Origin of the sequence: Campylobacter sp. CNRCH_2014_2849 (assembly GCF_025772845.1) — a bacterium.
In the GTDB taxonomy this organism is placed as follows: Bacteria; Campylobacterota; Campylobacteria; order Campylobacterales; family Campylobacteraceae; genus Campylobacter_D; species Campylobacter_D lari_D.
In genome coordinates this window covers 1-742 of sequence record NZ_JAKMSW010000051.1, presented here as the reverse complement: position 1 = coordinate 742, position 742 = coordinate 1, and the positions used below count along the sequence as shown (strand labels likewise).

General features: G+C 29.5%; 1 pseudogene. It reads right to left on the bottom strand.

Annotated features, from left to right (window positions below):
* Positions 1 to 742, bottom strand: a pseudogene (locus L8X33_RS08655) (hypothetical protein); the annotation flags it as partial.

The following is a 742-nucleotide window of genomic DNA, read 5'->3' as shown; positions in this document are numbered from 1 at the left end:
AATCAATTATCCAATCTACTCCCATAATCTCATCTATAAAAGGAAGCATACCAAATTCATCAGGTTTTAAAGTCTTAGCTAAGGTTTTAATCTCTTGTTCTCTTAAAGGATTTTTATGCACTCCTACTAAACCACTTCCTACGGCAATATCAGCATAACCATAAATAGCACCTAATAAATTAGGTTTATCTAATATACTACTTCCTCCACTTAATTGTATATAAAGTATAGTAGCTTGGATAAATCTTGCATTAAAACCATTTTGAGACATATCATTAGCTAGATATTTATAATCACCTAATATTCCTGCTGCCATACCCCATTCATTATGAAATAAACTTGATCTTAGATTATGTTTATTATCATCTACTATTCTATATAATTTTTCATATTTAGGATCTACATTTCCTTTTTCATCTACAGCTCCTATAGCTTCATAAGGTATATCTATAACAACACTTCTTATACCACTTCTTATAACTAAATACTTATATCTTTCTTTTTTAGTTTTTAAAGATTTATAATAAGCTTTTTCTGCTTTAGTCCAAGGAGCTATGCTTCCTTTAATAGGATCTTTTAGATAAATACTTTGCCAATCTTTAAATTCAAGCAAAGTAGAACTTTGCCCTGTATAAAGATTAGGATCTAAATATCTGGGTTTATAGTCTTTGTAGGGGGAGTTTCTTAATATACGATCAGCTTCAAACAAAGCTTTAGAATATTCTTGGGTGTATTTGCCTAC